General features: G+C 71.0%; 26 protein-coding genes. 14 read left to right on the plus strand and 12 right to left on the minus strand.

Annotated features, from left to right (window positions below):
• Positions 1–271: 271 nt before the first annotated feature.
• Positions 272–1,684 (plus strand): hypothetical protein, encoded by a 1,413-nt coding sequence (locus ABGB18_RS10325; RefSeq protein ID WP_347695181.1) that lies wholly within the window; start codon positions 272–274, stop codon positions 1,682–1,684.
• Positions 1,685–1,798: 114 nt separating this feature from the next.
• Positions 1,799–3,376, plus strand: coding sequence for a Na+/H+ antiporter (locus ABGB18_RS10330; protein ID WP_347695182.1), 1,578 nt, complete (start codon positions 1,799–1,801; stop codon positions 3,374–3,376).
• A gap of 4 nt (positions 3,377–3,380) precedes the next feature.
• Here ABGB18_RS10330 and ABGB18_RS10335 read toward each other — a convergent pair whose 3' ends face one another.
• From ABGB18_RS10335 to ABGB18_RS10350, 4 genes are all read right to left on the minus strand, one after another.
• Positions 3,381–3,638 carry a UBP-type zinc finger domain-containing protein gene (locus tag ABGB18_RS10335; RefSeq protein ID WP_347695183.1) on the minus strand — a complete coding sequence of 86 codons (258 nt, stop codon included), beginning with the start codon at positions 3,636–3,638 and terminating at the stop codon, positions 3,381–3,383.
• A gap of 132 nt (positions 3,639–3,770) precedes the next feature.
• The gene (gene bla, locus ABGB18_RS10340) at positions 3,771–4,709 is read right to left on the minus strand and encodes a class A beta-lactamase (protein WP_347695184.1); all 939 of its coding nucleotides are present in this window, start codon (positions 4,707–4,709) and stop codon (positions 3,771–3,773) included.
• A gap of 106 nt (positions 4,710–4,815) precedes the next feature.
• Positions 4,816–6,171 (minus strand): MFS transporter, encoded by a 1,356-nt coding sequence (locus ABGB18_RS10345; RefSeq protein WP_347695185.1) that lies wholly within the window; start codon positions 6,169–6,171, stop codon positions 4,816–4,818.
• A complete protein-coding gene (locus ABGB18_RS10350) occupies positions 6,164–6,754 on the minus strand; it encodes a helix-turn-helix domain-containing protein (RefSeq protein WP_347695186.1) in 591 nt (196 codons plus the stop codon). Before ABGB18_RS10350 ends, ABGB18_RS10345 begins: the two co-directional genes overlap by 8 nt.
• A gap of 139 nt (positions 6,755–6,893) precedes the next feature.
• Here ABGB18_RS10350 and ABGB18_RS10355 point away from each other — a divergent pair, with 139 nt between their 5' ends.
• The 5 genes from ABGB18_RS10355 to ABGB18_RS10375 all read left to right on the plus strand — a co-directional run bounded on the left by ABGB18_RS10355 (position 6,894) and on the right by ABGB18_RS10375 (position 8,940).
• Positions 6,894–7,280 carry a hypothetical protein gene (locus tag ABGB18_RS10355; protein WP_347695187.1) on the plus strand — a complete coding sequence of 129 codons (387 nt, stop codon included), beginning with the start codon at positions 6,894–6,896 and terminating at the stop codon, positions 7,278–7,280.
• Positions 7,281–7,360: 80 nt separating this feature from the next.
• Positions 7,361–7,687: a DUF202 domain-containing protein gene (locus ABGB18_RS10360; RefSeq protein WP_347695188.1), complete on the plus strand. Its 327-nt coding sequence runs from the start codon at positions 7,361–7,363 to the stop codon at positions 7,685–7,687.
• Position 7,688: 1 nt separating this feature from the next.
• Positions 7,689–8,024, plus strand: a complete 336-nt coding sequence (locus ABGB18_RS10365; protein WP_347695189.1) for a DUF202 domain-containing protein — start codon at positions 7,689–7,691, stop codon at positions 8,022–8,024.
• A 59-nt stretch (positions 8,025–8,083) separates the two neighbouring features.
• The gene (locus tag ABGB18_RS10370) at positions 8,084–8,386 is read left to right on the plus strand and encodes a hypothetical protein (protein ID WP_347695190.1); all 303 of its coding nucleotides are present in this window, start codon (positions 8,084–8,086) and stop codon (positions 8,384–8,386) included.
• Between the two features lie 131 nt (positions 8,387–8,517).
• Entirely contained in the window at positions 8,518–8,940 is a 423-nt protein-coding gene (locus tag ABGB18_RS10375) for a hypothetical protein (RefSeq protein ID WP_347695191.1), read from the plus strand.
• Here ABGB18_RS10375 and ABGB18_RS10380 read toward each other — a convergent pair.
• Positions 8,937–10,769 (minus strand): ABC transporter ATP-binding protein, encoded by a 1,833-nt coding sequence (locus ABGB18_RS10380; protein WP_347695192.1) that lies wholly within the window; start codon positions 10,767–10,769, stop codon positions 8,937–8,939. The two genes, ABGB18_RS10375 and ABGB18_RS10380, sit on opposite strands and share 4 nt — an antisense overlap.
• Positions 10,766–12,487: an ABC transporter ATP-binding protein gene (locus ABGB18_RS10385; RefSeq protein WP_347695193.1), complete on the minus strand. Its 1,722-nt coding sequence runs from the start codon at positions 12,485–12,487 to the stop codon at positions 10,766–10,768. Before ABGB18_RS10385 ends, ABGB18_RS10380 begins: the two co-directional genes overlap by 4 nt.
• A 149-nt stretch (positions 12,488–12,636) precedes the next feature.
• Here ABGB18_RS10385 and ABGB18_RS10390 point away from each other — a divergent pair, with 149 nt between their 5' ends.
• Together ABGB18_RS10390 and ABGB18_RS10395 are read left to right on the plus strand one after the other, a co-directional pair.
• The gene (locus ABGB18_RS10390) at positions 12,637–14,019 is read left to right on the plus strand and encodes an MFS transporter (protein ID WP_347695194.1); all 1,383 of its coding nucleotides are present in this window, start codon (positions 12,637–12,639) and stop codon (positions 14,017–14,019) included.
• Between the two features lie 65 nt (positions 14,020–14,084).
• Complete coding sequence (locus ABGB18_RS10395) at positions 14,085–15,401, plus strand: ATP-binding protein (protein ID WP_347695195.1); 1,317 nt, start codon at positions 14,085–14,087, stop codon at positions 15,399–15,401.
• A gap of 14 nt (positions 15,402–15,415) precedes the next feature.
• Here ABGB18_RS10395 and ABGB18_RS10400 read toward each other — a convergent pair whose 3' ends face one another.
• On the minus strand, positions 15,416–16,531 hold the full coding sequence (locus ABGB18_RS10400; protein ID WP_347695196.1) for a ferritin-like domain-containing protein: 1,116 nt from the start codon (positions 16,529–16,531) through the stop codon (positions 15,416–15,418).
• An 81-nt stretch (positions 16,532–16,612) separates the two neighbouring features.
• Between ABGB18_RS10400 and ABGB18_RS10405 the strand changes: the two genes are divergently transcribed.
• On the plus strand, positions 16,613–17,260 hold the full coding sequence (locus ABGB18_RS10405) for a TetR/AcrR family transcriptional regulator C-terminal domain-containing protein (RefSeq protein ID WP_347695197.1): 648 nt from the start codon (positions 16,613–16,615) through the stop codon (positions 17,258–17,260).
• A 21-nt stretch (positions 17,261–17,281) separates the two neighbouring features.
• On the opposite strand, the gene ABGB18_RS10410 is transcribed toward ABGB18_RS10405, so the two are convergent.
• Together ABGB18_RS10410 and ABGB18_RS10415 are read right to left on the minus strand one after the other, a co-directional pair.
• Positions 17,282–17,740, minus strand: coding sequence for a lytic transglycosylase domain-containing protein (locus ABGB18_RS10410; RefSeq protein ID WP_347695198.1), 459 nt, complete (start codon positions 17,738–17,740; stop codon positions 17,282–17,284).
• A gap of 335 nt (positions 17,741–18,075) precedes the next feature.
• Positions 18,076–18,468 (minus strand): transglycosylase SLT domain-containing protein, encoded by a 393-nt coding sequence (locus ABGB18_RS10415; RefSeq protein ID WP_347695199.1) that lies wholly within the window; start codon positions 18,466–18,468, stop codon positions 18,076–18,078.
• A 188-nt stretch (positions 18,469–18,656) separates the two neighbouring features.
• On the opposite strand from ABGB18_RS10415, the gene ABGB18_RS10420 reads away from it, so the two are divergent.
• Together ABGB18_RS10420 and ABGB18_RS10425 are read left to right on the plus strand one after the other, a co-directional pair.
• A complete protein-coding gene (locus ABGB18_RS10420; protein ID WP_347695200.1) occupies positions 18,657–19,142 on the plus strand; it encodes a glutathione peroxidase in 486 nt (161 codons plus the stop codon).
• 121 nt (positions 19,143–19,263) lie between these two features.
• Positions 19,264–20,403 (plus strand): hypothetical protein, encoded by a 1,140-nt coding sequence (locus ABGB18_RS10425; protein WP_347695201.1) that lies wholly within the window; start codon positions 19,264–19,266, stop codon positions 20,401–20,403.
• Positions 20,404–20,460: 57 nt separating this feature from the next.
• Here the strand turns inward: ABGB18_RS10425 and ABGB18_RS10430 are convergent, their stop codons facing one another.
• On the minus strand, positions 20,461–21,519 hold the full coding sequence (locus tag ABGB18_RS10430) for a LacI family DNA-binding transcriptional regulator (protein ID WP_347695202.1): 1,059 nt from the start codon (positions 21,517–21,519) through the stop codon (positions 20,461–20,463).
• A 179-nt stretch (positions 21,520–21,698) separates the two neighbouring features.
• Between ABGB18_RS10430 and ugpC the strand changes: the two genes are divergently transcribed.
• Positions 21,699–22,913: a sn-glycerol-3-phosphate ABC transporter ATP-binding protein UgpC gene (ugpC, locus tag ABGB18_RS10435; RefSeq protein WP_347695203.1), complete on the plus strand. Its 1,215-nt coding sequence runs from the start codon at positions 21,699–21,701 to the stop codon at positions 22,911–22,913.
• 121 nt (positions 22,914–23,034) lie between these two features.
• On the opposite strand, the gene ABGB18_RS10440 is transcribed toward ugpC, so the two are convergent.
• Positions 23,035–23,784, minus strand: a complete 750-nt coding sequence (locus ABGB18_RS10440; protein ID WP_347695204.1) for an SDR family oxidoreductase — start codon at positions 23,782–23,784, stop codon at positions 23,035–23,037.
• Positions 23,785–23,820: 36 nt separating this feature from the next.
• On the opposite strand from ABGB18_RS10440, the gene ABGB18_RS10445 reads away from it, so the two are divergent.
• On the plus strand, positions 23,821–25,014 hold the full coding sequence (locus ABGB18_RS10445; RefSeq protein ID WP_347695205.1) for a PQQ-dependent sugar dehydrogenase: 1,194 nt from the start codon (positions 23,821–23,823) through the stop codon (positions 25,012–25,014).
• Here ABGB18_RS10445 and ABGB18_RS10450 read toward each other — a convergent pair.
• A complete protein-coding gene (locus ABGB18_RS10450) occupies positions 24,974–25,309 on the minus strand; it encodes a carboxymuconolactone decarboxylase family protein (RefSeq protein ID WP_347695206.1) in 336 nt (111 codons plus the stop codon). The two genes, ABGB18_RS10445 and ABGB18_RS10450, sit on opposite strands and share 41 nt — an antisense overlap.
• Positions 25,310–25,322: the final 13 nt, after the last annotated feature.

Consider the following 25,322-nt stretch of genomic DNA (forward strand, 5'->3'; position numbering starts at 1 on the left):
CGGGGTTCGGGTGGTCCGGCGTAAAGTCGCGGTGATCGGGTGGCGGGGGATGGGTTTCGAACGGCGTGTGACCGGCCAGACGCATCCCGGCGTTCCCGGACCCTTCCGGCGGCCGACGTGGCACACTGAGCGATCGGGACTCCAACTGGTCGAAGTAGATCTTCACCCGACGTGACCAGGGGGGTTCACGCTGTAGATGGGAAGGCCGGTTCAGTAGGGTTTTCCGGGGTTGAGTGGACGAATAAAGGCTGGTTAAAGCAGTATGTCTGCCATGTCGGAAGTTGTCCCGTTGCCGTCGTTCGGCGAAGTCTTCTTCGATGCGCGAGGTCAGGAGCGGTGCCTTCGTGTCACATGGCACGAGGGCACATTGGTGCTCAGCCTGTGGCGCGGGGAGATGTGCACAGCGAGCTTCCGCATGCCGATGGAGGACGTCGGCCGGTTGCTCGACACCCTTGACGACGGGTACGCCGAGGCGACGGGCGAGCAGCCCGCCGTGCCCGCGCACGACCCCGGCACCGAGGTCATCCCCGGCACCGGCACCTACCACCGGCCCGCCCAGCCGGCCCCGCAAGCGGTGGCGCAGCCCGAGGAACGGCCCACGGCCGCCCTGTCGCCCAACGACGTGCTCGTGGCCAGGGGTGCCCCGCCGGCGCGCCAGGACAAGCTGGTGGCCTCGTACGCCGACCCCGCGCCCGCCGCCGCCCCCAGGGACACCTACGGTGACAGGACGGCCCCCAGGGAACCCGCCTACGGCGACCCTTCGGAGACGACGCCCTACGGCGGGACGGCGGTCCCCAGGGAACCCGTCTACGGTGACCCCGCCTATGGAGAGCCCGCCTACGGTGACACGGCGGCGGTGCACAGGGACGCGGCGGTGCACAGGGACACGGCCTACGGCGAGACCACCGTGCCCAGGGACGCGACCCCGGCCCACGGCGAGCGGTCCCCCTTCACCGGCCCCCAGTACGTCGACTCGACGGCCCCGCAACAGCGTTACACCGGCGACTCCTACAGCGGCCCGCAGTACACGGGCGATCCGTACAGCGGCCCTCAGTACGCCGGCGACTCCTACAGCGGTCCCCAGCCGGCCGGCGAGCCCTTCACCGGCCCCCAGTACACCGCAGACCCGCTCAGCGGCCCCCACGGCATCCAGTCGCAGCCCGAGCCGTTCACCGGCCCGCAGTACGTCGTCGACAGCGACCCCGTCTACCAGATGCCCGCCGGCGAGCCGCGCCGCTCGTCACCGAGCACCGACCCCCTCGGCTTCCCGTCGCAGGCGGCGGATCCGTACCAGCCGAGCAACCAGCGGCAGCACCCCTCCGACCCGTACGGCGGCGGATACCAGCAGTCCCAGCAGGCCCAGCAGGCCCAGGGCGGCGGCGCGGGTCTCGGCACCCCGATGCACGGCATCCCGGGAGCGGGCCGGCCCCGGTCGATGCCCCAGCGGCGGCAGCCGGCGCCGCCCGCGCGGGACGACTACCCGAACCACCAGGCCGCCCAGCCCAACCCGGTGGACCCGCTGCTGGCCATGGGCAGGCAGGAGCAGTACCAGCAGCAGGGCGGCGAGCCGGACATGTCCCGCCCCTACGTCGGCGACCCCATGTTCTCCACCGGCGAGCGCCTGCGCCCCGATCAGCAGCAGCAGCCGGACTACCACGAGCGCAGCGACCGCAGGGAATGGTGAGATCCGCTCCTTTCCGCCTGGCCGAGGGACGTGCGGGGGGTACGCACCGAGCACGTCCGCGTGACAGGTACGCTCACGGCGAGGCTGAGGGGACGGGCTGAGCTAAGGAGCACGGTGAATCCGACCATGGGCCTGCCGCTGCTGCTGGTGGCCGGAGGAGCGGTGGCGGTCGCGGCCGTCGCCCGGCGAAAGGGCTGGCCCGCGCCGCTGCTGCTGGTGGCCGCGGGACTGCTGGTCTCTCCGCTGGTGCCCGCGGTGCCGTTGCAGCCGGAGATGGTGCTGTACGTGTTCCTGCCGCCGCTGCTCTACGCGGCCGCGTTCGACAGCTCCTACCTGCGCCTGCGCGACGTCAAGCGGGCGGTGGGGCTGCTGTCGGTGGGGCTGGTGCTGTTCAGCACGGTCGCGGTGGGGCTGCTCGTCCACCTGCTGCTGCCGGAGCTGAACCTGGCGCTGGCGTTCGCGCTCGGCGCCATCATCGCGCCGCCCGACGCCGTGGCGGCCGTCGCGGTCGGCCGGCGGCTGGGCCTGCCGCGCCGGGCGCTGACGATCCTGGTCGGCGAGAGCCTGTTCAACGACGCCACCGCGCTGACGCTCTACCGGGTGGCCATCGGGGCGGCCGTGGGCGGCGCGGTCGATGTGTGGCAGGGGCTCGGGGAGTTCGTGTTCGCCGCGGCCGGCGGCGTGGTGATCGGGCTGGTGCTGGCGCTGGCGCTCGGCTGGTTGTTCGAGCGCACCCGGGACTCCCTGGTGGAGAACACGCTGATGCTGCTCATCCCGTTCGCCGCCTATCTGGCGGCGGAGAGCGTACACGCCTCGGGGGTGATCGCGGTGGTGGTCGTCGGCCTCTATCTGGGCAACCGCATGCACCTGCGCGGCTTCGGCACCCGGCTGGTGTCCGACTCGGTGTGGAAGGTCACCGCCTTCTTCCTGGAGGCGATCGTCTTCGCCCTCATCGGGCTGCAGCTCGTGACCGTGATCAAGGGCATCAGCGGCTACGAGCCGTGGAAGGTCGCCGGGTACGCGGCCGCGGTGCTGGTGGTGACGATCGTGTCCAGGTTCGTATGGTTGTTCGCGGTCACCTCCCTGGCCCGGCTGCTGGGCAGGGGGGCCACCCAGCCGACCCGGCAGCAGACGGTGATTCTCGGCTGGGCGGGCATGCGCGGCGTGGTGTCGCTGGCGGCGGCGTTCGCCATCCCGCCGGACGTGCCCGCGCGGGACCGCGCGCTGCTGCTGTTCGTGACGTTCACGACCGTGATCGGCACGCTGCTCATCCAGGGCACCACGTTCCCGGCGCTGATCAGGCGGCTGCACGTGTCGGACGAGCAGGAGCGGTATGAGGACCGCCTGGCCGAGGCGGCGGCCCAGCAGGCGGCGCTGGAGGCGGGCCTGGCGGAGCTGGACCGGCTGATCGCCGAGCACGGCGAGCTGGACGAGATCGAGAAGCAGGTCATCGACCAGCTCAGGGAGAAGTCGTGGCGGCGCTCGCTGTCCGCGTGGGAACGCCTGGGCGGCGGGACCGGCTCGGGGGGCGCGGAGACCCCCAGCGCTCTCTACCGCCGCCTGCGCCGCGACATGCTCCAGGCCGAGCGCCGGGTCTTCGTCCAGCTGCGCGACGAGCGCCGCCTCGACGACGAGGTGCTCCGCGAGGTGATGGCCCAGCTCGACTTCGAAGAGGCGATCCTGGAACGCTAGGCCCTCAGGCCATCTGGTTGTCCACGAAGCACCAGCGCCAGCTCTCGCCGCGCTCGTAGGACTGGACCACCGGGTGGCTGGTGGCGTGGAAGTGCGCGGTGGCGTGCTTGTTCGGTGAGGAGTCGCAGCACCCGATGTGGCCGCATTCCAGGCAGCGCCGCAGGTGCACCCAGCGGCCGCCGGAGGCCAGGCACTCCTCGCACCCTTCGGGCGTCTTCGCGGCCGGGTCGTCGGCCTGGGAGAGGTGGTCGCACATTGCCATAGCAGAAATCCTAGGCGCAGAGGTGAGGTGCCGATTCCGCCGGGCCCCCTCTTCCGGCCGCCGGGCGAGCGGGGGCCCTGCGCTCATTGGGGGGTGACCTGGACCACACCTCACCAGCCACCCCGGCCGACGTCAGAGCCTGCCGAGGGCGCGGGCCAGGATGGTGGCGGTGCGCGCGACGGCGGAGTCGTCGCCCGCGACGCCGGGGCCCCGGTGGGTGTAGACGGCCATGATGATGGGCGCGGCGGTCTTCTTCGGCCAGACGACGGCGATGTCGTTCGCGCCGCCGAACGCCGAGTTGGTGCCGGTCTTGTCGCCGATCGTCCAGCTCTTCGGCAGGCCCGCGCGGATGCGGGTGCCGCCGGTCTCGGTCGCCCGCAGCCAGGCGATGAGCTGCTCCCGGTCCTTGGTGGTGAGCGCGTCGCCGACCGTCACCGCACGCAGGTCACGGGCGATGTACGCGGGCGTGGTGGTGTCGCGATCGTCCTTCGGCGTCCAGTCGTTCAGCTCGGTCTCCCAGCGGTCCAGGCGGGAGACCGGGTCCTTCAGCCCCCGGAAGTACCGGGTCAGCCCGGCCGGGCCGCCGATCTGCTTGAGGACCATGTTGCCCGCGGTGTTGTCGCTGACCGTGATGGCCGCCTTGCAGAGCTGGGCCACCGTCAGCCCGTCCCGCACATGCTTCTCGGTGACCGGCGAGTTCTCCTTCACCTCGGCGGCCGTCCAGCGTACGACCTTCTTCAGCAGGCCGGGCTCGGACGTATGGGCCTTGTGCAGCACCGCCGCGCACGCCATCGCCTTGAACGTCGACAGCAGCGGGAACCGTTCGGCCGACCGGTAGGCGATGGTCCTGCCGGTGGCGGTGTCGATCGCGTACGCACCGATGCGGCCCTTGAAGGAGGACTCCAGCGCGCGCAACTCCTTACGGGCCTGCGCCTGGGCCGTGGCCGTCCGGACCGCGGGGTCCTGGACGGCGGTCACCGGCGCGGCCGAGGCCGAGGCCGGGGTGAGCGCGGCGCCTGCGAGGAGAGAGGTCGTCAACGTGGTCGCTGCCGTGAGACGGCGGTGTCGCATGCCAGATCCTTGAGGTCGTCCATCCAGAGGGCAGGAGCCAAGCAGATCCGTTCGCTCGACGTCCAATAGCGATATCGCCGTCTGGTCGATATCCGATCAAACATGATCACAGGTCAGGGCGCATGTGCGGGCCGCCACGGGCCCTTCCGCGTGCCAGCACGAGCAGTCCCGCCACGACGAGCCCGCCCGCGTGTACGCAGAGCATCGCCACGATCCCCACCGGCCCGCCGAGCACCCCGGCCAGCGCCATGCCACCCAGCGACGTGGCGGCCTGGGCGCTGCCCAGCAGACCGATGACGCCGCCTCGGCGGTCGTCGGCGGTGACGGTTTGCGCCAGGGTGGCGAATCCGGCCATCGCGGCCGCCGCCGGCACCCCGGCCAGCACGATCAGCGCCATCGCCGGCCACAACGCGGGCACGGCCAGCGGGTAGCCGAACAACGCCAGATCCAGCAGGCCGAACACGACCGTACCCCAGCCCAGCAACGCCCGCGGCCCGGCGCGGCCCGGAGCCACGGCGACCACCAGGCCGCCCACCAGCCCGCCGACCGCCTGCGCCGACACGAACACCCCGTACGCGCCGGCCCCGCCGCCCAGGACGTCCGCCACGAAGGGCGCCGCGAGCGTGACGAAGATCCCTTCCCCCACCCCCGTGATCACCATGTACGTGACCAGCAGCCGGATCCCCGGGTCCGCCCCGGCCAGCCGTAAGCCGGCGGCCCACTGGCCGCTCACGGTCGTCACGGCCGCCGGCCGGGCCGGGACGCGCAGGGTCGCCTGCAGGCCTGCGGAGATCACGAAGCTGGCCACATCCAGCAGCACGATGGCGGGCAGCCCGCCCGCCGTGACGGCGGCCCCGCCCAGCGCCGCGCCCAGCAGGCGCGCGACCTGGCCGCTCTGGGCGTGCAGGGCGTTGGCCCGGACCAGCCGGGACCCGGGCACGAGTCCCGGCAGGAGCGCCTTCTGGGCCGGGGCGATCAGAGTGCCGAGCACGCCCGACCACAGGGCCACGGCGAAGACGATCCCTACCTGGTCCGGTCCCCGCACCGCGAGCAGTGGCAGCAGCCCCAGCGCCAGCAGCAGGTCGGTGGCGACCAGCAGCCTGCGGCGGTCCCAGCGGTCGGCCAGCACCCCCGCCAGGGATCCGAACAGGACGTCGGGCATGCGCGCGATCAGCAGCATGATCGCGGTGGACAGCGTCGAGCCGGTGAGCCGGTAGACCTGGAAGGCCAGGCCGGTGCTGACCACCCAGTCACCGGTCTGGGAGACCAGCGACGCGACCAGCAGCCGGCGAAAGTCCCGATTCCCACGTAACAGCCCCCTGGCCGCGCCGGCCATGCCGCGCCCCTCGGGCACCCGGGGGACGCCGGCCGAGGCGGGTGGCTCAGGTGTCCGGGACGTGCCGGTCGTGGTGGGGTCGGTCGCCTCAGGCGGGCCGGCGGCCGCGGGGCGTTGGTCAGTCACCGGAGGTGGTGGGCGGGAGGGGGATCAGGAGTTGGGTCAGTTGCAGGGGGCGGGCTCCGGCGGGGCGGGCCGCGGGGTCCTGGGCGCGGGTCATCAGCGGCTCCAGCAGCTCCGTGAGCGCCCTGCCGAGCGCCGCGACCTCCTCGGGCGTGGCGTAGAGGTATCGGTTGTCGACGCCACCGATCGCCCGCCACGGGCCTGGCTCGTCGTGCCGCCGCTCCTGCCACTCCATCAGCCGGGACAGCGCCCGCTCGGCGATGACCTGCTCCAGCAGGCTCCTGGCCGCCGACTGCTCGGGCCCCGGCGCGGCGTCGTCCCACTCCTGCAGGCGCTGGGTGACCTGCCACGGCCGCTCCCGCTCGTCCCGCGCCGCGGCCTGCTCCACGAACCCGTATTTGGCCAGTTGCCGCAGGTGGTAGGAGGCCAGCGCCTGGCTGACGCCGACCTCCCGCCCCGCCTCCGCGGCGGTCGCCGCCCCCGCCCGAAGCAGCAGTTCGTGCAGCGCCAGCCGTACCGGATGGGCGAAGGCCCGCATCGCCGCCGGATCGTCGAGCACCCGACCCCCCGAAGATTCCAAAGACATGCTTGGAATCCTCGCCACGAGGGCACGAAGATGTCAAGGATTTCCTTGGAATGAAGGTAAGGCGAGGTCGCGCGGGGGTGAACGAAGTGAACATCATCGGTCACGTCACGTGGCCGGGCCCTTGGGTAGGGTCGAAGACATGCGTCACCTCAAAAGCCGGTACGTGCCCCTCGCGGCCTTCGTCGTCTGCGTGTTCGCCGCCGGGTGCGGCGAAGTCAACAGCACCATCGACAAGGCCCAGGCGTGCCTGGAGGCGCCAAAGATCATCGCCGACCTGGGCACCCAGCTCTCCAACCTCGCCAACGACCCCCAGGCCATGGAGAAGGCCCTGGACGAGACCGCGACCAAGCTCAACAACGTGGCCGACGACGCCGCCAACACCACGATCAAAGAGGCCTCCGACAATCTCGCGGCCACCTTGAGCGGCATCACCGTCAACGACGTCAACGACGCCGTCGACGCGGCGCAGAAGGCCACCAGCGAAGGCGCCGCCTACGTGAAGCAGGTGGCCGAGGCCTGTAGCTGATCCTGAAGGGTCCAGATCCCCGGCGGGGTCGGCAATCCCGCCATCTCTAGGGGAAATATGGACGAATTACGGTAAATCCTATGGAGCCCGACCCGCGTTTCACCTTGGCCAATGAACGTACCTTCCTCACCTGGTTGAGCACGGCGCTGGCGCTCAGCGCGGGTGGGGTGGCCATGGCGGCGGTGCCGCCCGACGTGTTCGTGCCGTGGATCCGCACCGGGCTGGCTGTGATACTCGTCACGCTCTCCGCGCTGGCGGCCGGCATGGCCTATCCCCGGTGGCGCAACATCCAGCGGGCCCTGCGCCAGCAGTCGCCCCTGCCGCCGCCCGCCCTCGCCGCCGTCTTCGGGTACGGCGTGGCGGCCGTGGCGGTGATCGCCCTCATCCTCATCGTCCTGCCGGGCTGAGATGACGCCCGAGGAGCAGATCTGGGACCGCGGCCTGCAGAGCGAGCGCACCCGGCTCGCCTGGGTGCGTACGGCCGTGGCGCTGGCCACCGGCGGACTCGGCGCGGCCGGGCTGTCCATGCGGCACCAACTGCCGTTGCCCGCCGTCGCCGGGTTCGCGCTGGCCGCGCTCTGCGGCGCCGTGCTGCTCATCAGGACCGGCGCGCGCTTCCGCCGGGTGCAGGCGGCCCTGCACGGCGGCAGGCCCCTGGACTCCGGGTTTGACGTGCTCATCGCCTGGCTGGGCACCCTCAGCGTGGTCGCGGGGGCGGTGACCTTCGTGCTCACGGTCAGGTGACCCCCGAGTTGCGTCAGGCGGAGGGGGAGGCGGAAACTCGGAAGCGAGGGGGTGACCTCGTGGAGGAAGAACTCAGGAAAATTCCATTCGAATGCCGTCGCTGCTGGCACGTCTGGGAAGAGGACTATGTCGTCAGGCACGTCCACTCCCGTCGCGGCGACGAGAGCCTCGTGTGGCTGCAGGCCGGGCTGCCCGTGCCGCCACCCGCGCCGGGCGCCATCTGCCCGCGCTGCGGCGGCCAGCAGGCCACCACATTCCCCAACGGCTACCTGGCACATCATCCCGAGCTGATCCCGCCGGCCGGACCCGTCGCGCCCGATCCGACGCCGCTCCTCAGTCCGGTGCCAAAACCGCTTTACTGATTTACTGACGACTAACATGACACTTGGTGAGCATTGGGTAGCGGCAAGTGTCGCAATGCCCGCCCTTGCGGGGGGCATGAGCCGGGCGGACACTCGGAGCGAACGGCGATTCGCGGCCGGGGGTGGTCCAAGTGCCCGACGGGTTCGAGACCCGGGAGACGTGGCCCTTCGAATGTCTACGTTGCCTTTATGTCTGGGAAGAGGATTTCGTCCTCAGGCATCTCTCCGACAACCACGGCAACACGGTCGAGATCTGGCTCAGCTCAGGGGTGCCCGTGCCGCCGCCGTGGTCCGGTGCCTGCTGCCCGGGCTGCGGCGCGTACCACGTGACCTCGTTCCCGGCGGGCTATTTGGCGCGCCATCCCGAGCTCGTGCCCGGGCCCGAGCCGGACCCGGCACCGCTGTTCGTGCCGGGGACGGAGCCGAGCAGGGTGCCCGCTGAGCGGACGCCGCTGCCCGGCCGCCTGCTGATCGCGCTCGGCGTGCCGCTGGCCATCTTCATCGGCTACGAGCTGTACGCCAACGTCGTGGCCGCGGCACACCCGCACCGCTAGCTCAGGCTGTCCAGCCACGCCTGGTGCAGCCCGGCGAACCGGCCCGAGGCGGCGATGAGCTGGTCCGGCGGACCGTCCTCGACGATCTCGCCCCGGTCCATCACCAGCACCCGGTCGGCGATCTCGACCGTCGACAGGCGGTGCGCGATGATGAGCGCCGTGCGGTCGGCGAGGATCGTGCGCAGCGCCCGCTGCACCAGCCGCTCGCTCGGCACGTCGAGGCTGGAGGTGGCCTCGTCCAGGATCAGCACCGCGGGGTCGGCGAGGAACGCCCTGGCGAAGGCCACGAGCTGACGCTGCCCCGCCGACATCCGGCCGCCGCGCTTGCCCACCTCGGTGTCATAGCCCTCGGGCAGGGCCGAGATGAAGTCGTGCGCGCCGATCGCCTTGGCAGCCTCCCGGACCTGCCGGTCGGTGGCGTCCGGGCGGCCGAACCTGATGTTGTCCGCCACCGTGCCGGTGAACAGGAAGTTCTCCTGCGTCACCATGACCACGGCCTGGCGCAGCGTCGGCTCGTCCAGTGTGCGCAGATCCACGCCGTCGAGCAGCACCCGGCCGCCGGTGGGGTCGTAGAAGCGGGAGATCAGCTTGGCCAGCGTCGTCTTGCCCGCCCCCGTCGCGCCGACCAGCGCCACGCTCTGCCCGGCCGGGATGGTCAGGTCGAGGTTCGGCAGGATCGGCATCTCCTCGACGTAGGCGAACCTGACGTCCTCGAAGCGCACCTTGCCGCGCGCCCTGCCCTTGGGCAGCGGCTGCGGGTCGCGCGGCTCCGGCACGCCCGGCTCCTCCTCCAGCACGCCCGACAGCTTCTCCAGCGCCGCGCCCGCCGACTGCAGCGTGTTGTAGAACTGGCTGATCTCCTGCATCGGCTCGTAGAACTGCCGCAGGTACAGCAGGAACGCGGCCAGCACCCCGACCGTGACCTCCTGGTTGAAGGCCAGGTAACCGCCGTAGATCAGCACGCCGCCGACCGTCATGTTGCCGATCAGCTTGATCCCCGGCATGAAGACGGCGATGAGCTGCATGCTGCTGGCGTTCGCGCCGCGGTAGCCGTCGTTGAGCTCCTTGAAGATCTCCTGGTTACGCGGCTCCCGGCGGAAGGCCTGCACGGCGCGGATGCCGGTCATCGACTCCACGAAGTGCACGATCACCAGCGCCACGGTCTCCCGGGTGCGCCGGTAGACGATCACCGACTGCCGCCTGAACCACTGGGTGAACAGCAGCAGGATCGGCAGCGGTATCAGCGCCACCAGGCCCAGGTGCACGTCCAGCACCAGCAGCAGCACCGCGGTGCCGATCATCGTCAGCACCGCCGTCACCAGCCCGTCGAAGCCCGCCTGCAGCAGCTCGGCGATGGCCTCGACGTCGGAGGTGAGCCGGGAGATGACCCGGCCGGAGGTGTACTTCTCGTGGAAGCTCAGCGACAGCCGCTGGAAGTGGTCGAACACCCGGCGGCGCAGCTCCAGCAGGATGCTCTGGCCGATCCTGCCCGACAGCCGCAGGAACGCCTGCCGGGTCAGCGCCTGCGTGACCGCCGCGGCCAGGATCACCCCGACCACGGTCAGCAGCGTGGCCGAACCGCTGCCGCGCAGCATCGGCGGGATGCCCTCGTCGATGCCCACCTTGACCAGGTAGGGGATGGCGAGCCCGGCCACGTTGGAGATCACGATGACCGTGGTCAGCCAGGCGATCGACTTCTTGTACGGTGACAGCAGGTCGCCCAGCAGCCTGCGGGAGCGGGCCCGCAGCAGGACCGACACCTTCTCCGGCAGCTCGTCCTGCTCCTCGGAGCCGACGCCGCGCCAGGTCGACGTCGTGGCGGTCGTCATCGCAGCGCCCCTTCCGACGGGTCGAGGTCCGCGTCCTGGGCCAGCAGCTCCCGGTATTCGGGCACCTGGGCCAGCAACTCGTGGTGGCGGCCGACGTGGGTGATGGTGCCGTCACGCAGCAGCGCCACCTTGTCGGCCAGCAGCACGGTGGAGGCGCGGTGCGCCACCACGATGCCGGTGGCGTCGCGCAGCACGTGCCGCAGCGCCTCCTCCACCAGCGCCTCGGTCTCGACGTCGAGCGCGGACAGCGTGTCGTCGAGCACCAGGATCCTGGGCTTGCTGAGCACGGCCCTGGCCAGGGCGAGCCGCTGTCGCTGCCCGCCGGACAGCGACAGGCCCTGCTCGCCGATGCGGGTGTCGAGGCCCCACGGCAGGTCGTACACGAACATGGCCTGTGCGGTCTGGATCGCGGCGGCCAGTTCCTCCTCGGTGGCGTCGAGGCGGCCGAGGGTGAGGTTCTCCCGCACGCTCATGGAGAACAGCGTCGGCTCCTCGAACGCGGTGGCCACCACCGAGCGCAGCGCGGGCAGCGTCAGCTCGCGCACGTCCTGGCCGTCGATCGTGATGCGGCCCTCGGCCGGGTCGATCAGCCGGGGCACGAGCGCGGTCATCGTGGTCTTGCCCGAGCCGGTCGCGCCCACGATGGCGACCGTCTCCCCGGGTCGTACGTCGAGCCAGACGTCGTGCAGCACCGGCCGGTCGGAGCCGGGGAAGGAGAAACCGACGCCCTCGAAGCGCAGGTGACCGCGCGGCTGGTCGATCGTGCGGTCGCCGCTCTTGATGGCCGGGACGGTGTCCATGACCTCCATGACGCGGTCGGCGGAGGTCACGGCCTCCTGAGCCATCGCCAGGATGTGGCCGAGGCTCGCGATGGGCCAGACGAGCTGCAGCATCAGCGTGGTGAAGGCCACCAGGCCGCCCAGCGTCAGCGAGCCCGAGCCGACCGCCAGCGAGCCGAGCAGCAGCACCATGGCGAGCGTGACGTTGGGGATCAGGCCGAGGAAGGCGAAGAACTTGGCCGACAGCCGCACCTTGTCCAGCGACGAGCCGTAGACCTTGAGGGCGACCTCGTCGTAGTTGTCGAAGACGTGGTGGCGGCGGCCGAACGCCTTGATCGTACGGATCCCGATGGCCGACTCCTCGACGAGGGTGGCGAGGTCGCCCTGCTGGTCCTGGACCTGGCGGGAGATCTTGATGTAGCGCTTCTCGAAGCGGAGCGAGACCAGCACGATCGGCACCGCCGAGGCCGCGACGAGCAGCCCGAGCGGCCAGTACTTGTTCAGCAGGAGCACGGTCACCGTGACCAGCTGAAGGAGGTTCATGACCAGGAAGAGCATGCCGAATCCGAGGAAACGGCGGATCGTCGACAGATCGGTGGTGGCCCGTGACAGCAACTGGCCGGACTGCCAGTCGCCGTGGAATCCCATGGGCAGGCGCTGCAGGTGCTCGTAGAGGTCGTCGCGGATGGCGGTTTCGAGCCCGAGCACGGGTTTGATCTGCACCCACCGTCTGAAGAAGATCATGAAGGCTTCGGTGGCGCCCACACCGAGCGCGACTAAGCCGAGCGGGAGCAGAGCGTCCTGGTCGCCATGGAGAACGGGTCCGTCGATGACCTGTTCGCTGATGAGGGGCAGCGTGATGCTGGCGCCGATGCCGATCATCGCTGCCAGCCAGATGCAGACGAGTCTGGCGACGTGCGGGCGGAGGTAGGACTTCATCCGCCACAGGGAATTGGAGGAGAGCAGGGGACGGCGAGGTATGTGCGTATCGGGAGGCATCCCATCTAGGCTAATACGGCCGATCAACCGATTTTATGTGACCCCCTGGGTGTGGTTTCTGTATATGACGTGCGGAAACGTGAAAGTTCATGGGGTTTCGGAAGCCGGCCACGTTCGCCGTGATGTGCACGGGCATGTTCGTCGTGCTGCTGGACGTCACGATCGTTAATGTGGCATTGCCTTCCATCGGGCGCGGCACGGGCGTCACGCACGTGGCCGATCTGCAGTGGGTGATCGGCGCCTACCAGCTCACGCTCGCGGGCCTGCTGCTGTTCGGCGGCGCGCTCGCGGAGCGGTACGGCCACCGGCGGATCCTCACCACCGGCTTCGTGATCTTCGGCCTGGCCTCGGTGGCCTGCGCCCTCGCCCCCGGCCTGTGGACCCTGGTCGCCGCCCGCGCGGTGCAGGGCACGGGCGCCGCGCTGCTGCTGCCCGCCACCCTGGCCGTGGTCATCCGCCTCTACACCAGGCGCGAGGAGCACGCCAGGGCCGTCTGCGCCTGGGCGGTGGTCACCAGCCTGTCGCTGCCCGCCGGGCCGGTGCTCGGCGGGCTGCTGGTCGAGCTGCTCGGCTGGCCGTGGATCTTCTGGATCAACGTGCCCGTCGTCGTGCTGGTCGTCGCCGGGACCGCGTACCTGGTGGTGGAGAGCGCGCCGGAGCCCCGGCCGCTGGACGTCACCGGAGCGGTGCTCGGCACGGCGGCGCTCGCGCTGGTCGCCTTCACCGTCATCGAGACGGGCCGGCTCGGGGCCTGGCCGCCGGTCTTCCTCCTGCCGGCCGCTCTCGCTCTGGCCGCCGGGATCGCCTTCGTCCTGACCGAGCGTCACCGCGCCCACCCCGTGCTGCCGGTGTCCCTGCTGAGCAGGCGGCCGATCGCGGTCAGCACGATCGTGGCCGCCGGCATGAACTTCGGCATCAACGGCGTCATCATCCTGTTCAGCATCTTCCTGCAGGTGGTCGGCGGTCACACGCCGATCGAGTCGGGGCTGGCGCTGCTGCCGCTGTTCGTGCCGCTGGTGCTGTTGCCCGCGCACGCCGCCCGTACGGCCGCCCGGCGCGGCCCCGAGCCCGTCATGCTCGCCGGGCTGGTGCTGCTGGTGGCGGGTTTCGCGCCGCTGCTCGCCCTGCGGGCGGACTCCGGGTACGGGGCGCTGGTCGTGGGCATGACCCTCATCGGCGCGGGCGCCGGGCTGCTCACCCCCGCCATCGTCGCGCTCGCCATGACCGCCGCCCCGCCCGCCGGCGAGGGGCTGACCAGCGCGCTCAACACCTCGGCCAGGCAGGCGGGCGGCGTGCTCGGGGTCGCCGCCCTCGGCGCCATCGCCGGGGACCCGGCCCGGCCCGCCGCGTTCGTGTCCGGCGTGCACGACGCCGCGATCGTGGCCGGCGCCGTCTATCTCGGTGCCGCGCTGCTCACCCTGGTCACCCGCTCCGAGACGGCGGGCCCGTTCACCGCCCCGAGGCTCAGGTAGCCCGGTCACCTCCTCACGTATGCCGTTTGACCTGCGGTTTGTACTGTGCGTGTCACAGTCGGATCATGGTGTACGGCCGGTCCATCAGGGCCAGGATGACGATCGCGACGATGGTCGTGTTCGGGGTCGTCCTGCTGGCCGGCGTGATCGTGCTGCTGGCGGCCTACCCGGCGTGGGTGCGGAACGAGCTCACCGCCAAGGCCGACTGGGCCAGCCGGCACCTCGCCATGAAGATCGAGGAGCACCGGTTCACCGGGCTGATCCCGACACAGGGCGATGTCGCGCTCCAGCAGATCGTGGACGAGGGGGGACACGTGCTGGCCTCGAACGGGGGGCTGGCCGGCCGGCCGCCGCTCACCCAGGCCCGGCCCGGCGGCGGCGACCCCCGGGTCCGCGACCGGGTGTGCGGGCGTGACGGCTGCGTGATCGTCGTGGGTCTCCGCAACCGCACCACCGTGTACGGGCCCGTCGTCGCCTACGCGGCCGTGCGGGAGCCGTTCCTGCTGGGCTCGCCGTTCCTGCCGCTGGTCCTGTTCGGCTCGTCCGCGCTGCTGCTGGGCCTGATGGGATGGGCCTGCTGGCACGGCGTCGGCCGGGTGCTGGCCCCCGTGGAGCGCATCCGCACCGGGCTCGAACGCATCAGCGCCGAGGACCTGAGCCGGCGCATCGAGGTGCCAGGGACCCGCGACGAGGTCGCGGAGCTGGCCTCCACCGTCAACGACACCCTGGCCCGGCTGGAGGACGCCGTGGACCGGCACCGGCGGTTCGTCTCGGACGCCTCCCACGAGCTGCGCACCCCGATCACGGCACTCACGGTGCGGCTGGAGGCGGGGCAGGACGACCTGGACGCGGCGGAGTGGCGGGCGGCGCTGGACGACGCGTACCGGCTGTCGGACATCGTGCAGGACCTGCTGCTGATGGCCAGGCTGGACGCCGAGGTCCAGCCGCCCGAGGAGCGGCTCGACCTCGGGCGGCTGGTCGGGGACGAGATCGCGCGCCGTCCCGCCCGGCTGCCGGTGAGCACCGACATCGAACCCCGCGTCCACGTACGGGGCAGCCGGCTGCGGCTCTCCCGGCTGCTGACGAACCTGCTGTCCAACGCCGACCGCTACGGGGACAGCGCCGTCTCGGTCGAGGTGCGGGGGTGCGGTGACACGGCCGTGGTCCGGGTGGCGGACGACGGGCCCGGGATCCCGGTGGAGATGCGGGAGCGGGTGTTCGAGCGCTTCACCCGGCTCGACGGCGCCCGGTCCCGGGACACCGGAGGCAGCGGGCTGGGGCTGTCGATCGCCCGCGACATCGCCACCGCCCACGGCGGGACGCTCCAGGTCGAGGACGGCCCGGGGGCCCGGCTGATCCTGCGGCTGCCGCGCGTCGGCTGAGCCCGGGGGCAGGGTCAGGAAGTGGAGCCGAGCTCGATCGTGCCGGTCACCTCGGCGTGCCGCTCGGCCTCCTCCTCGGCGAAGCGCGCCTCGTCGATCTTGTCGGCGATCTCCTCGTCCTGCCTCATGAGCGCGTCCAGCGACTGGCCCGCCATCTCCAGCACGCCCATGTCCGCGTACGCCTGCCGCAGCCGCGGGCTCCACAGCCCGATGTCCTTCACGCACGGCACGATCCGGCTGAACAGCAGCGACCGGAACGCCCGCAGGTAGTCCGACCGGTCGGTCGCCTCCATGGCCTCGCCGACCTCGGCCTTCGACAGCCCCAGGTGCTCCCAGGTCTCCCGGCCGCGCAGCCGGTCGCGCATGAGGTGGCAGCCCTCGATGACGAAGTCCTCGCGCTCGCGCAACTCGGCCTCCGACAGGTCGCGGTAGTAGTCGCGCAGCGCCATCCGGCCGAAGGCGACGTGCCTGGCCTCGTCCTGCATCACGTACGCGAGGATCTGCTTGGGCAGCGGCTTGGTCGTGATGTCGCGCATCACCCCGAACGCCGCCAGCGCCAGCCCCTCGATGAGCACCTGCATGCCCAGGTAGGGCATGTCCCAGCGGGAGTCGCTCAGCGTGCTGTCGAGCAGCGCCTTGAGGTGCTCGTTGATCGGGTAGGCCAGGCCCACCTTCTCCTGCAGGAACCGGGCGTAGGTCTCGGCGTGCCGGGCCTCGTCCATCGTCTGCGTGGCCGCGTAGAACTTCGAGTCCAGGTCGGGCACGGACTCGACGATCTTGGCCGAGCAGATCATCGCGCCCTGCTCACCGTGCAGGAACTGGGAGAACTGCCAGGCCGCGCTGTGCAGCCGGACGTCCCTGCGCATCCGCGTGCTCATCCGGTCCCACAGCGGGGTGCCGTAGATCGCGATCATCTCGTCAGGGGTGCCCAGCACGTCGTACGGATCCACCTCGAGGTCCCAGTCGATCCGCTTGGTGGAGTCCCACTGCTTGTCCTTGCCCTTCTGGTACAGCGCCAGCATGCGGTCCCTGCCGTCGTCGTACTCCCAGGTGAACCGGCTGGCGCCGGACATCCCGACGTCCCAGGTGGCGAGGCCGACGGGGATGGTGTAGAGGTCGTGGGTCGACATGGGGCCTCCGGGGGGTTACGTACACCGTACGTACCCTTCGAGCGTGCACGTACGCCGTACGTGAAGTCAATAGAATGAGCTATGCGCTCCGAGCCGCTTTCCCGGGCCCGCATCGTCGCCGCGGCCATCGACCTCATCGAGCGAGAGGGGGCCGACGCGATCTCCATGCGGCGCATCGCGGCCGAGCTGGGGGTCGGCGTGATGTCCCTCTACAACCACGTGCCGGGCAAGGACGCCCTGCTCAACGGGGTGGCCGAGGCGGTGCTGAGCGAGATCGAGTTCACCGACGACCCCGACGCGCACTGGACCGACCGGGTGCGCATGCAGGCGCGGGCCTTCCGGCAGATCGCTCACCACCACCCGCGCTCGACCATGCTCGTGGTCAGCCGCCAGCTCCACTCCGCCGCCGGTCTGCTGCCGGTCGAGCGGGCGCTGGCCACGCTGCGCGGCGCCGGGTTCGACGGGCCGGAAGCGGTCCGGATGCTGCGGATGTTCATCGCGTTCATCGTGGGGTCGTTGCTGCGCGAGGTCGGGGTGACGCCGACGTTCGCGCCCGTGCAGACCAGGACGATCAAGGCCGAGGGGGTCGATCCGGCGCTGTTCCCCGAGGTCAGCGCGCTGGCGCCGCTGCTCGGCCAGTGCGACCACGAGGCCGAGTTCGACTTCGGGGTGGAGTTGCTCATTCAAGCCATGCAGGTGCACTCGGGGCGTAAGGAGGGCACCCGGTGAGTTCCGGGTGCCCCCGGGCTCCTAGTACCAGTTGTGCGATCTCCAATGTCCCCAGGCGCCGCAAGGCCTGCCGTACCTCCCCTTGATATAGGCCAGGCCCCACCGGATCTGCGTTCTGGGGTTGGACTTCCAGTCATGCCCCGCGCCGCTCATCTTGACGGCGGGCAGGGCCTGCGGGATGCCGTAGGCGCCCGACGAACGGTTGTGGGCCCGGTGGTTCCAGTTGCTCTCCTTGGTCCACAGGTTGTCGAGGCAGCGGAACTCCCGGAGGTTCCAGGAGCGCTGGACGACCTGGCCCAGGGCGAATTTCTTGTTCCGGTCGGCCGGCTTGGCGGCCGAGATCGTGGGTTGCGCTGACGTCGTCCAGGTCCGCGTCCTGATCGAGGGCGAGGTTTCCGCCCAAGCCGTCGAGGTGGCGCCCAGGCCGGTGAACGCTGCTACGGAGAGTAGTGTGCTGCTGAGTGCACGTTTGCTGTCCAAGATGATCCTTGCCATCGGGTCGCGTGCGGACGGGCGCCGGTCGTCCGGCGCCCTGCCAGGTCCGCGTCCGTGGCTCGGACGCGGCGGGTCCGCGCGGCCCTCCGGGATCCTGTACCGCCCGATCGTGCTGGGCGGCCCGGAGAGCGCCGCGACGTGCTCCTGAGCACGATTCCTATTACTCTCCGTAACCACTGGCCGAGTATCTCGACACGCGTCGGACAGGTGTTTGTGCGATCGTGGCGGATAAAGGGCCCGCTCGCTGGGCCAGGATTGCCCGGTCCGTCGCGCTCATGGGGCGCGCTTGCCGCAAAAAACGATCAAGCCTGGGGTTTGGCTCAGTACCAACCGTGGGATTGGAAGTGCCCCCACGCGCGACACGGCCCTCCGTACCGCTGCTTGATGTAACCGAGGCCCCAGGCGATCTGGGTGCGCGGGTTGGTCTGCCAGTCGTGGCCCGAGGAGGCCATCTTGTGCCCGGGCAGGGCCTGCGGGATGCCGTACGCGCCTGAGCGGTTGCCGGCGCGGTGGTTCCAGCCGCTCTCCCTCGTCCAGAGGCGTTCCAGGCACGCGAACTGGGCCTTCCAGCCGCGGGCGGCCACCATGGGCCGGGCGATGGCCTTGTTCCTGCCGCTGGTCTGGGAGCTCTGCGCCTGTGCGGCCGCGGCGTGGCCGGTCGCCACCAGGGTGGCGGCCAGGACCAGGACGCCGGTACGGCGGAGCATGGGCATGCGGATTCCCTTCGAAGGGGTTCAGGGGACCGCGTCACCCTGCCGGATCCGCCGCCTTTACAGGGAATTGACCATGAAAACGTGGATCGTCAGTAAAGATCCCGATATAGGGGGTCTTCTGGGGTTTTGTCGGGAAAATGAGGACTGTGTCACATTTCCGGTCCTGACTGGTTCTGTAGGGTCGTCTCATGACCCTGAGCGACATCCCAGTGCGCACTCTCGACGACAACCCCACGACCCTCGGCGAGCTGGCCGCCGACAAGGCCGTGCTGATCGTGAACGTGGCCTCGAAGTGCGGCCTGACCCCGCAGTACGCCGGTCTGGTCGCCCTGCACCGGCAGTACGGCCCGCGCGGCTTCACGGTGGTCGGCGTCCCCTGCAACCAGTTCGCCGGCCAGGAGCCGGGCTCGGCCGAGGAGATCCAGCGGTTCTGCGCGGCGACGTACGGCGTGGACTTCCCCCTCCTGGCGAAGGCCGACGTCAACGGCCCGGGCCGCCACCCCCTGTACGAGCAGCTGACACAGGCCGAGGACGGCCAGGGCGAGGCCGGGGACATCCAGTGGAATTTCGAGAAGTTCCTGCTGGACCGGGAGGGCAGGGTCGTGGCCCGCTTCCGCCCCCGCACCACCCCGGAGGATCCGGCGATCGCCGAGGCCATCGAGAAACTCCTCTGAGCCGGCGACCGCGGCGCCGCGCGGCCCCTCGCCGAGCCCGCGGCGCCGCTTCACGTGTAGTGGCTGGTTGATTGCGGTATGTAATCACGCGTTATGTAGTCGGCCCCGCAGGGAGCGCGCGATGACGATCAATCCGTACGCCGGATCGCCGTTCAGCTATGTCGCCGAGCCGGCCGTGGCGCCGTACTCGATCGTGGAGCTGATGCCCGGCGTCCGCAACCTGTGCGAGTACGTGCGGCTGTCGGCCGGCGAGCGGGTGCTGCTGCTCATGGAGCACACCGTGGACCCGGTCGTCGTGCAGGCCATCGCCGCGGCGGCGGCGCTGCGGGACGCGGACGTGCGCATCCTGTCGGTGCCGCCGTTCAGCCCCGGCGGGTGGGACCGGGAGGCCTCGCTCGACATCGAGACCGCCGCGTTCCGCGAGGCCGACGTGGTGATCAGCGGCACCTGGTGGGGCGAGGTGCACACGGCGCCGCTGTTCTTCGACCAGATCAAGTCCCGCTCCTCGCGCTTCCTGTCGCTGCACATGACGGCCACCGCCGGCGCGCTGCTCACCGGCGGCCGGTTGCCCGCCGAGGTGTTCTACGCGCTGCTGCTCCGGGCGCTGCGGCAGCTCTCCGCGGCCCGGACGATCCGGGTGACCTCCAAGCGGGGCACCGACGTGACGTTCGCCGGGCCGGCGTTCGACCCGGACCCGGGCGCGATGCGGCCCGGCGACTGGCGGCCGTTCCCGTACGGGGGCGCCAACTTCTGGCCCACGGACACCGAGGGCGTGATCGTGATCGAGGACTCCACGGTCACCGGCGTCCCCGAGGAGCCCCTGCGCCTCACCCTCGAAGGCAACCTGGTCCGCAAGATCGAGGGCGGCGCCGCCGCCGAGCAGCTCCGTCGGTACGCGCCCGACGGCTACTACATGCGGCACGGCCTGATCGGGCTCAACCCGAAGGTGCGGATCGCGGGCGGGACCCAGTTCGAGCGGGAGAAGCACGCCGGGGCCTTCTACTGCGGCATCGACGGCCTGACCGACGGGCTGCCGGTCACGACGGGGCCCGGCTTCGCGCACTGCGACTGCCAGGTGGACCGGCCCACGGTGGTGGTGGACGGGGAGCTGTTCATCGAGCACGGCCGGCTGCTGCTGCTCGACGAGCCGGAGATCCGGGAGGTGGCGGCGCAGTTCGGGCCGCCTGAGGTGATCCTGGACGACAACCCGGTCATGATCCTCCCGCGCCGCTACACGGGGGCGGGGGCGAAGGGCCGGTAGAGGCCGCGCCGGGGTCAGGCGGAGCAGGCCGGGTGGAGCAGGCCGGGTGGGGGGCCGTCAGCGGTGGGGGCCGCAGCTACCGCGGATGATGAGCTCCGTCGGCAGCACCACGACGCGGGGGCGGCGGCTGCCCGCCCGCAGCACCAGCTCCGCCGCCCGGTAGCCCATGTCCCGGCCCGGCTGGGCGATCACCGTCAGGGGCGGGGAGCACAGCTCGGCCCAGGGCACGTCGTCGTACATCACCAGGGACACGTCCCGCGGCACCCGCAGGTCCAGCTCCCTGGCCGCCAGCACCGCCGCCTCGCCCAGCACGTTGCCGCCCGCCACCACCGCCGACAGGTCGGGGCGGCTCTGGAAGAGGCCGGAGGCGGCGGCGTAGGCCGAGTCGCGGCTGCCGGTGCCGAACACGATCAGCTCCTCGTCCACCGGCGCGCCCACCGCCTCCCGGAAGGCGGCCACCCGCCGGTCCTGGCCGGGGCCGCCGAGGAAGGCGATGCGCTTGTGGCCCAGGCCGCGCAGGTAGCGCACCGCCGTACGGATGCCCGCCCGGTCGTCGGCCACCACGGCCGGGACGTCCAGCGGGCGGCTCTGCGGGGCGGCGGAGAGGCCGTCCAGGAGCATGAGGTCGCTGACGGCGGTGGCCGCGGGATCCTCCTGGTCGGGCTGGGCGGGCAGGCGGTCGGCGAAGACGACCGTCATGCCCGCGCGGATCGCCGGGGCCCAGGTTTCCGCGTCTCCCGACGGGACGGCGATCAGGCGGTCTACGCTCTGTTCGAGGAGCATGCCGATCAGCTCGGCCTCCTGCTCGGGGTCGCCGCCCGTGGAGCCGAGCACGACCGGTTCGCCGGCCGAGCGGGCGCAGGCGAGCACGCCCTCCGCGAGCTGCCCGTAGAAGGTGTCGGTCAGGTCGGGGACGAGCAGGCCCATGCCGCCCGTGCGGCGCTGGCGCAGGTTGCGGCCCAGGGCGCTGGGGCGGTAGTCGAGCTGGGCGGCGACGGCCAGGACGCGCTCCCTGGTCTGCCGGCTGGCCGAGCCGCCGGACAGGACCCGGGACACGGTGGCGACGCCCACGCCGGCTGCCTCGGCCACATCCTTGATCGTCGCCCGCTTGTCCATGGAAACGATTCCATCATGGTTCCGCGGAAACCGGAAGCCGGCGACGCCGACAACGGCTGGTCACACGGCAACCCTTGACACCGATGTCCGTTTCGGGTGAGATGCTTGAAAACGTATCCACGTAAGTGGGGACACGGTAACAACGTCCGGGCCACCGCCCTGGAGCGCGAAGGAATGTCATGGCATCCATCGTTCTGACGAACGTCGACAAGGTCTACGCCGGTGGCGTGAAGGCCGTGAACGGGCTCAACCTTGAAATCAAGGACGGCGAGTTCATGGTGCTGGTGGGCCCCTCGGGTTGCGGTAAGTCGACCGCGCTCCGGATGATCGCCGGCCTGGAGGACATCACCGGCGGCGAGATCGCCATCGGCGAGAAGGTCGTCAACCACCTGCCGCCCAAGGACCGCGACATCGCGATGGTCTTCCAGAACTACGCGCTCTATCCCCACATGACCGTCGAGGAGAACCTCGCCTTCGGCCTCAAGCTTCGCAAGATGCCCAAGCCGGAGATCCAGAAGCGGGTCAACGACGCCGCCAAGATGCTCGGCCTGGAGACGTACCTCAAGCGCAAGCCCGCCGCCCTGTCCGGTGGTCAGCGCCAGCGTGTCGCCATGGGCCGCGCCATCGTGCGTGAGCCGCAGGCCTTCCTCATGGACGAGCCGCTGTCCAACCTGGACGCCAAGCTCCGCGTCTCCATGCGCGCCTCGCTCAACCAGATGCACGAGCGCCTCGGCGTCACCACCGTGTACGTCACGCACGACCAGGTCGAGGCCATGACCCTCGGCGACCGGGTCTGCGTCCTGCGCGACGGCCTGCTCCAGCAGGTCGACACCCCGCAGAACCTGTTCGACAAGCCGGTCAACCTGTTCGTCGCCGGCTTCATGGGCTCGCCCTCGATGAACTTCGCCACCGCCGAGCTGGTCCGCGGCGACGGCGGCGCCGCGGTCGCCTTCGCCGACATCAAGCTGCCGATCCCCGACTCGGCCTTCACCGACAAGCCGGGCCTCGACCAGTACGTCGGCAAGAAGCTCATCCTGGGCATCCGCCCCTCCGACTTCGAGGACGCCACCTCCGCGGGCAACCACGCCAACGGCTGGGCCACGCTGCCGGTCAAGGCGGAGGTCACCGAGGAGCTGGGCTCCGAGATCAACGTGCTGTTCCTGATCGACGCCCCGCCGGTCGAGCACAAGGACACCGTCGCCGCCGCCGACACGGGCGACGACGAGGAGGCCTCGCTGCCGCTGTCGGGCGACAAGTCGCTGTGGACCGCCCGCGTCAACGCGCGCAGCCACGTCCGCCCCGGCCAGAACATCGACCTGGTCCTCGACACGCACAACCTGCACTTCTTCGACCCGACCTCCGGCCTGTCCATCGGCCACGAGGCCAACCGGTAGGACGACCGCCACCAGTCCCGGCCGCCGAGCATGCTCAGCGGCCGCTCGGGCCCCCACCGCGACCCCCTCCCGCGGCGGGGGCCCGTTCCAGTGCCGGCCGCGTGTTCCAGCGCCTGGGGCGTCAGCGGCCGATTCTGGCCGACACCCGGGCCTGCAGACCGCGCGGGACCAGCCTGCCGATCGCGACGATGGCCTTGTAACGAAGGTCGGGGATCGACACGCGGCGGCTCAGGGCCAGGTCGCGCATCGCCGCGCGCACCACGTTGTCGGCCTTCAGCCACAGGAACCCGGGGATGCCGGAGGTGTCCATCGTGGCGCGCTGGTGGAACTCGGTGCGTACGAAACCGGGGCACAACGCCATGATCCTGATCCGCGGGTTGCCCACCTCGGCCGCGGCCGACTCGCTGAAGTTGACCACCCACGCCTTGGACGCGCTGTAGGTGCCGCGGGGGAAGAACGCCGCCACCGACGACACGTTGATCACCGCGCCCCGGTCGCGCTCCCGCATGCCGGGCAGCGCGGCCAGCGTCAGCCTGAGCACGGCCTCGCAGTGCACCTTGAGCATGCGCACCTCGTCGGCGGCCGGCACGTCGGGGAAGCGGCCGGGGTGGCCGAAACCGGCGTTGTTCACCAGCAGGTCGACGCCGTCGCGGACCCTCGACTCGACCCGTTCCAGACCCTGCTCGGTCGCCAGGTCGGCGGGCAGCGCCTCGACGCTCACGCCGTAGCGGAGTTTGAGCTGGTCGGCGGCGCGGGCCAGCCGGAGCTCGTCACGTGAGACCAGGACGAGCGAATAGGCGTCGGCGGCCAGGCGGCGGGCGAAGGCGGCGCCGATGCCGGAGGTCGCGCCGGTGATCAATGCGGTAGGCATGCCTGAAACCCTAACGGCCGTGGCAGGATGAATGACGTGCGCCTCGTCGTGGCCGGGCTGCTGCTCGCGGCCCTCATCGCGTGTTCCGCCTCCCCGTCGCCGATGCCGTCGCCGCCCGCCGGTTCCCCGTCCGGCGGCACCCCGTCCGCCGGCCCCGATGGCGTCACGCCGGCGCCATCGGAGAGCCCGTCGGAGAGCTCCTCGCAGAGCCGGAGCGCGGAGCGGGGCGAGCTGCGCTTCACGGAGATCGCCAGGCTGGACAAGCCCGTGGCGTTCGCCGTGCGCGAGGGGGACGACCGCCTCTACGTCGCCGAGCAGTCCGGCAGGTTACGCACCTCCGGCGGCGACACGGTGATCGACCTGTCCGGCGAGGTGAGCAGCGGCAACGAGCAGGGGCTGCTCGGCGTCGCGTTCCACCCCTCGGGCCGCTGGGTCTACCTCGACTGGACCGACGCGCGGGGCCACACCCACGTCACCGAGTGGGCCTTCGACGGCACCCGGGCGACGGGCCGGCGCGACGTGCTCACCCAGGAGCAGCCCTACGCCAACCACAACGGCGGCCAGCTCGCCTTCGGCCCCGACGGCTACCTCTACATCGCCCTCGGCGACGGCGGCAGCGGGGGCGACCCCCACGGCAACGGCCAGGACCTGGGCACGCTGCTCGGCAAGATCCTGCGCATCGACCCGCGGGGCGCCCGGCCGTACGCGGTGCCGGAGGACAACCCGTTCGTCGGCAAGGAGGGCGCCAGGACCGAGATCTGGGCCTACGGGTTGCGCAACCCGTGGCGGTTCGGCTTCGACCGCGAGACCGGTGACCTGTGGATCGGCGACGTCGGCCAGAACACCTGGGAGGAGGTCGACTACCAGCCCGCCGGCTCGGAGGGCGGCGAGAACTATGGCTGGAACGCGCGCGAGGGCACGCGCCGCCACCGCGGGGAGAAGACCAGGGAGATGGTCGATCCGGTGATCACCTACCCGCTGCACGAGGGCGGCAACTGCTCGGTGATCGCCGGCTTCGTCTATCGGGGCCAGAAGATCCCCTGGCTGCAGGGGCGGTTCCTGTACGGCGACTTCTGCGCCGGCTGGATCAGGGCCGCCCCCGTGGAGGAGCTGGACAGGGCGGCCGAGGTCGGAAAGGTCGAGCAGCTCTCGTCCTTCGGGGAGGGGCACGACGGCGAGCTCTACGCGCTCAGCCTGCAGGGTCCGCTCTACCGGATCGAGTCCGGCTGACCCGCTCGATCAGCTCTTCCACCTGGTCGTTCAGCCTGGCGCCGCGGGCCCAGCCCGCGTAGTGGGACAGGAAGACGACGACCTCGCGCAGCTCGACCTCGGACAGCTCACCGGTGCGCAGGGCGACGTCCAGTTGCACCTCCGTCATGTCGTCGAGCCCCTGGCCGACGAGCAGCCCGAGCAGGAGGAGGCGGCGGTCCCTGACCGGCAGGACCGTCCTGGACCAGACGTCGGCGAACCGGCGCTCCGCCATCACGGCGAAGGAGCCGACGATCTCCCTTGCGGGTTCTGTCATTGTGCACTCCCGG

Origin of the sequence: Nonomuraea sp. B12E4 (genome assembly GCF_039871825.1) — a bacterium.
Taxonomy (GTDB): Bacteria; Actinomycetota; Actinomycetes; order Streptosporangiales; family Streptosporangiaceae; genus Nonomuraea.